At 36.9% G+C, this 6064-nt stretch carries 6 protein-coding genes; 4 read left to right on the top strand and 2 right to left on the bottom strand.

Annotation, left to right across the window (positions count from 1 at the left end; all coding sequences use genetic code 11):
• The coding region (locus tag ENL20_04855) for a T9SS type A sorting domain-containing protein (GenBank protein ID HHE37885.1) at positions 1–321 on the top strand (321 nt) is incomplete at its 5' end.
• A 216-nt stretch (positions 322–537) separates the two neighbouring features.
• Here ENL20_04855 and ENL20_04860 read toward each other — a convergent pair.
• A complete protein-coding gene (locus tag ENL20_04860; GenBank protein HHE37886.1) occupies positions 538–1353 on the bottom strand; it encodes a peptidylprolyl isomerase in 816 nt (271 codons plus the stop codon).
• Between the two features lie 128 nt (positions 1354–1481).
• Complete coding sequence (locus tag ENL20_04865; protein ID HHE37887.1) at positions 1482–2528, bottom strand: hypothetical protein; 1047 nt, start codon at positions 2526–2528, stop codon at positions 1482–1484.
• Positions 2529–2719: 191 nt separating this feature from the next.
• Between ENL20_04865 and ENL20_04870 the strand changes: the two genes are divergently transcribed.
• From ENL20_04870 to ENL20_04880, 3 genes are all read left to right on the top strand, one after another.
• Positions 2720–3151, top strand: coding sequence for a peptidase M15 (locus ENL20_04870; GenBank protein HHE37888.1), 432 nt, complete (start codon positions 2720–2722; stop codon positions 3149–3151).
• A gap of 201 nt (positions 3152–3352) precedes the next feature.
• Positions 3353–5428, top strand: a complete 2076-nt coding sequence (locus ENL20_04875) for a T9SS type A sorting domain-containing protein (protein HHE37889.1) — start codon at positions 3353–3355, stop codon at positions 5426–5428.
• A 108-nt stretch (positions 5429–5536) separates the two neighbouring features.
• The coding region (locus ENL20_04880; protein ID HHE37890.1) for a hypothetical protein at positions 5537–6064 on the top strand (528 nt) is incomplete at its 3' end.

Below are 6064 nucleotides of genomic sequence, written 5' to 3' on the forward strand. Positions count from 1 at the left end.
GATAATGAATTGGAATTTCCTGCAGAATATTCCTTATCGCAGAATTATCCGAATCCGTTCAATCCGTCAGGAGCCGGACACAGTCCTCAAACTCATATTTCTTATGCAATTCCTATCGATAGTGATGTGAAACTTGTTATCTATAATATAAAAGGACAGAAAGTGAAAACCTTGATCGATGAGAAGCAGGAGAAAGGATTCAAACAAATTGTCTGGGATGGAACAAATAATAATCAGAAATCAGTCTCATCCGGAATTTATTTCTATAAACTTGAGACGGAAGATTATTCTAAAGTGAAGAAGATGATCCTTCTTCGGTAAAAACTTGAATTAATAGAGATTTGTCTCTCTTGATTTAAGTTTTTAACAACCATTCGAATATTTTGGTTGACCAAACGAATGTGTTGGAAAACCAATCTAATGTTGGAATATAAGTTTAAATACTTAAGTCAAGATCAGCTGAAGCAAATCTTAACTCAAGTATTTTAGATCTTAAACTTACCAAATCTCAAAGATTTGGCAAGTTTCAAAACGAACTTACTTCACGATAATCTTCTCAATAACCGCCTTATTTTCTTCTGATGGTTTATCTCCTTCACCTTTTTCCAGGTTCTCGATCTTATGAACAATATCCATTCCGGAAAGCACCTTTCCAAAAACAGTATGCTTCCCATTCAACCAGTCGCAGCCCTCTTTTTTTGTCACAATAAAGAATTGCGAACCGTTCGTATTCGGTCCGGAATTTGCCATGCAGATCGTTCCATAATCAACAGTAGCTTTCAATTTTCCGGGAGTCTTTAATTCCTTATCAAATTCTGTCTTTTCCTTAAAATATTCGACTGTTTTGCCTTTGATCGCATCTCCATTTTGAGCAGTGACACATGCTTCCACAATCGCTTTTATTTCCGCATCTTGTTCAGGTGTGTTATTTGTTTTTTGCATATAGGGAATAAGAACCTGTTGAAAGATAAGCATCGCTGTTGTGTCATCATTTATCTCTCCGGTCATCTCTTCTCCGGAATCATCATAGCATTCATCTTCGAAGCTATAGCCGGGACCGCCTGTTCCTGTTCCGAGAGGACATCCTCCCTGGATCATGAAATCTTTGATCACACGATGAAAGATAATTCCATCATAAAAAGGTTTTTTCACCATTTCATGAGTTTCCGGATCAGTCCATTCTTTGGTTCCGGTCGCTAATCCGATAAAATTCTCCACTGTTTTGGGAGCAATGTCCTGGAACAATTCCAGTTCGATATCTCCATAATTTGTCTGCATCGTTACTTTTGGATTTTCTGCCATTAAATAAGCTCCTGTCATTATTATTAGCATAATCATTACTTTCCGTAACATTTTTTACTCCTCCTTTATTTTTTTAGAACACCCTCATAAATGTTTTGGACTGTTCCATAAATATTTTTGACCGTTACATATATTTTATGTATCGTTACTTTTTTATTTTGTTTATGGACATCACAATTTTAAAAAACTTCCAAATCAGGTAATTTTTCTCCAATCTTATCCAACCGATCATTGAGGATCTTGCTGTCATCCGTATTGTTGGAAGCGACTGTCACATCCGTGATCAAGTTCAGATCATTTTTCGGATTTGCGGTCTCGATCACACTGCAAACCTGACCATGATAATCTATTCCTCGTTTCTTGCGATAAGTAGCATCAGGATCATCCGGTGATTGCAGACTATTACTGCTTATTTCGGAGTTGGCACGCATTTGAAACTGATCCTTCTCATCCAATTCGAAATGCTCATCATAAACGCGAAGAAAGATTTTATACTCGTTTTTTGAATGGTATCTCGATGGTAAATTGAGTTTTATCCAATAATACAAAGAAGTTATTCCGGATAATTCGTGAGGTAGATCAGAACCTTTGAGCCGGTAGATATAATGCTCGGAATCAGTATCTTTGTAAGATGAAAACTGCTCGCTGAACTTCTTCTTATCTGATTTGGATAAAATGCGATAAACACGAAGAATTACTTCTATTAACAGTTGCAGGCGTCCGTATGAACGGATATTGGAATCGATCATAAAAGAATCGGTTCTGGCAATATTGGTCTTGATCTTCAGTTTCTTGATCTGCTCCGCTGTGAGTTCATCAAAAACCGTATCAAACAAATTTATATTAGTTTTTTCTTCATATTCTTTTAAGCGATTCTGAAAATTGAAAAAAGTGGCTTGATTAAAAGGCATACCGGAAAATGAAAAAAGACCGAGGGCTGCTCTGACAAGAAGATCATATTTAATTTCTTTGAACATTTCATCGTAAGTCCAATTACGCTTCTCTTTTAGAATTAAAGTACTTACCATCGAATTTACAGGAGAATTCGGACGACCATTGTCCTTACAAAATAAAGGTGCGAAAAGATCTTCATTTATTTGAGAAAAGATGGTTTGATAGAAAAAATATTCTTCCGTTTTCTCGATTCCTTTCTGAAGTTCAAGCATCGAAAACGGATCAAGATCAAATAAATCCTTCTGGATATGTTTCTCATTTCTAGGATACATTTTTTATTCCCCGAAAATTATTTTCAAACTCGGAGCAAATCTATTGATGACGCCCAATTAGTAAAGTCTTTTCAGCACTTTTTAATAAATTTATTGCTTTTTATTTCAGGTTTCATTTTTTTGATATTATGGATGAAAAAAAAAGGTTTTTAGAGTGGACTCAATTATGATTTTATTCAAAGGAGTTAATCATGCCATCCATTAACTGGTCAGAATACCCAGATTTCAAAGAAGCAGAATTCACCTGTAAATGTGGTTGCGGAACAAACAATGTTTCTGCTGACCTGGTAAAGAAACTGCAGAAAGCAAGAGACATCAGCCGTAAGATAACCAAAACGGAATTCGGTCATACAAAAGGAGTTCCGTTCCGCATCGAAAGAGGATGCAGCTGTGAAAGCCATAATGCTGATGTCGGAGGTTCAGCAACCAGTTCGCATATCGCTTCCAATTCTATTAAATGTACTGCCGCAGATTTAAGGGTGAAGAATTCCACGGAAAGGTTTATTATCATCAAATCATTGATGCTCGCAGGTTTCAAAAGGATCGGAATATATCATAAACATAACGGAATCCATTGTGATGTCGATCAGAAGAAAGATCAGAATGTGATGTGGAAGGTATAAAAGGAAACCACGAATTTGCACTAATTAACACGAAAATTAACCAATGAAAAAGTTCAGCAGGAATAAACTTTTTCAAGGTTTGCTTTGCTTCCTTCGTGCCTCTGCGTCTTTGTGGCAGATTCAAAACATTCTCATTGACAAAAAAAACACCAATTTCTTTTTTCTATGCAAAAATAAGGACAATACAAAAAGCAGGAGGTTATGATGAAAAAAGTTGTTATTTTCTTATTAACAATTATCCTAATGAATTGCCTGATAGCTGAATTGATGCAGTCAACATTCGATAAAAAAGCTATGACCGAACAAAAAGGCAGACCCATTTCCCGTTCGAGAGATGTTCCTACTTACGAGTTTTTTACTGATCCGACAGCCCTGACTCCCAGTTATTTTGACTATATGCCCGGAAGTTATAACAGTATTCCAGTCAGGATACAACCGGAAATTTCTCAACCTTTCGGATATACTGCAGGCGGAGTTTATATGATCTATCATATTAAGGAAACTTCCGCAGCCCAGAGAAGAGAGTATTATTCCTATATTACTAATGAAGGAGATGTTTCGACCACAGCACCAATAGGAAATACCAATATCTGGGAAGGTTACGGAGGAATAGCTCTCGATCCGGTAACTGCTGATCCGTTTGCATCCTGGCATCAGCAGGCAGGAGAAACTTATAATGATCTTTTTACTTATGATCTTTATCACATGCTCGGAGCCCCCGGACTCTGGCGGGAAGCATTCACTCTTGTTGATAATACAATCCTTGAAGGTGGTTTTATCTGGCCCTATGTTGAAGTTGGTCCGTCACCTCTTGGAGGTGATTATCGCAGAGTTTATGTCACGGCAAATAATGCTGCTCAAGATACTCCTTCCGGCAATCCTTCCGAGAATATTTATCTGGGATATGCAGATTATACAACCGCTGATCTTGATGCTCAATCTGAACTGGATTGGACTTTCCAGACCGATCCTTTAATGGATCAATGGCATAATGAAGAACCATGGATCAGACCTTTCAATTCGTTTATTGTTTCTGATGACGGAAAAGCTGTTTATATTGGATATAACACGGAAGATGAAATTTATGTTTTCTATAGTGATAATTATTCAGAGGATGGTTTTGAGTATGTTTCAACTCCCTTTAAATTCTATGTTGATAATCCTCAAAACCAGGATGGCAGATATGCCTTTGAAAATGATAATGGAAATCCCTATGATCTTTACTTTTCCTTTATTCATTCTCATCATTTTAATGCTGTTTTTACGGATAACAATACCAAGATCAGGTTTATCGCAGCATTTGGTCTGCAAGGTGATGATCCTGATGGAGGAGATGGAGTTTACTGGCCCTATGCAATTTATCCGAAAGAATTCGTTTATGACATTAATGAACAGGCATTTACCTTTTATGATCTTTATCCAACAGGTGCAAATCCTTCTAATATGATACCCATGCTCCCCTGGGATCTTGATGAAAATGGAGATGTTGATGAATATGATGAAGATGGAAATGTTCTCTGGGTAAGCGGCTGGCCCATTTATTTTTATGATAATGATCAGGCTTTTCATGATAATAATTTCAGGATTGTGCAAAATGAAGAGAATGGCTGGCTCGTTACTCTCTGGCAGGATGGATTGTATGCCAAATATGCTAACGCCGGAGTCGAAGGTTATGAAGATTGGCAGACCGTCCCTGAAATTGCTGTTTGTATTTCACGAGATAATGGTGCGAACTGGTCAGAACCGTTCTTTATGAATTCTCTCGATACACCGGAACTTGCTGATATGATCCCTTGTTATGTTTACCCCGGAGATATTATCGAAGATCTTGGTGATGGTCATGGTAAACTTCATCTGATGTTCCTCGATGACAATGATTTTGGCTCGAATGTTTATAGTTTCGGTTTGGCAAATGGTGGAACAATGACCTACGCTTCTCTGGATATTGATTTTAATTGGACATCTGTATCAGAACCAGAAATTGTTTTCGAAGAATTAAATCGGATTCAAAATTTTCCTAATCCTTTTAATTCCTCAACTACGATTTCTTTCTTTTGCAACAGAGACACAGAGAACACAGAGATAAATATTTACAACATGAAGGGACAAAAAGTGAAAACTTTCTCAAATCTCCAAATCAACAAATTTCCAAATCAACAAATTGTCTGGGATGGAACAGATGAACATAATAACAAGGTTTCATCAGGAATTTACCTGTATAAGTTTAAAATTGATGATAAAACTATGGCAATGAATAAGTGTTTGCTTTTAAGATAAATACTTTAGTTCTGAAATTATTCAGAACCTTTTAAAACCTGCCTTTCGATAGCTACAGGCAGGCAAGTTTTATCCATCAAAGAACAATATTAAAATAAAGGAATACAAATGAAAAAGAATTATTTATTTGTTTTAACAGTACTTGCTTTTTGCACATTATTTTTGAATGCTTCAACTGCACCAGATACAGTCTGGACCAGAACTTTTGGAGGATCGAACAACGAAAATTGCTATGAAGGGCATCAGACTTCTGATGGCGGTTTCATCGCGGTTGGTTCGACTTACTCTTATGGATCTGGTTCGAATGATGTCTGGTTATTAAAAACTGATGCAGATGGTAATGAAGAATGGAATCAAACTTATGGAGGAGGTGCTACTGATTATGGTTATTCATTACAGCAAACTTCTGATAATGGTTTTATCATTACAGGTTTCACTCAATCTTATGGAAATGGAGGTTTTGATGTCTGGCTGATCAAAACAGATGAGAATGGAGTCGAGGACTGGAATCAGACTTTTGGTGGAACGGAAAATGATTTTGGCAGGAGTGTTATCCAAACTTCTGATGGCGGATATTTGATTGGAGGTATTACAGGTTCTTTTGGAGCAGGCAGCAATGATATCTGGCTTATCAAA

The organism is Candidatus Cloacimonadota bacterium, assembly GCA_011372345.1.
Taxonomy (GTDB): Bacteria; Cloacimonadota; Cloacimonadia; order Cloacimonadales; family TCS61; genus DRTC01.

Bases quoted from the DNA above. Each gene is read 5' to 3' on its own strand.
- ENL20_04865 (HHE37887.1), bottom strand. From the start codon at position 2,528: ATGTATCCTAGAAATGAGAAACATATCCAGAAGGATTTATTTGATCTT.
- ENL20_04875 (HHE37889.1), top strand. From the start codon at position 3,353: ATGATGAAAAAAGTTGTTATTTTCTTATTAACAATTATCCTAATGAAT.
- ENL20_04860 (HHE37886.1), bottom strand. From the start codon at position 1,353: ATGTTACGGAAAGTAATGATTATGCTAATAATAATGACAGGAGCTTAT.
- ENL20_04870 (HHE37888.1), top strand. From the start codon at position 2,720: ATGCCATCCATTAACTGGTCAGAATACCCAGATTTCAAAGAAGCAGAA.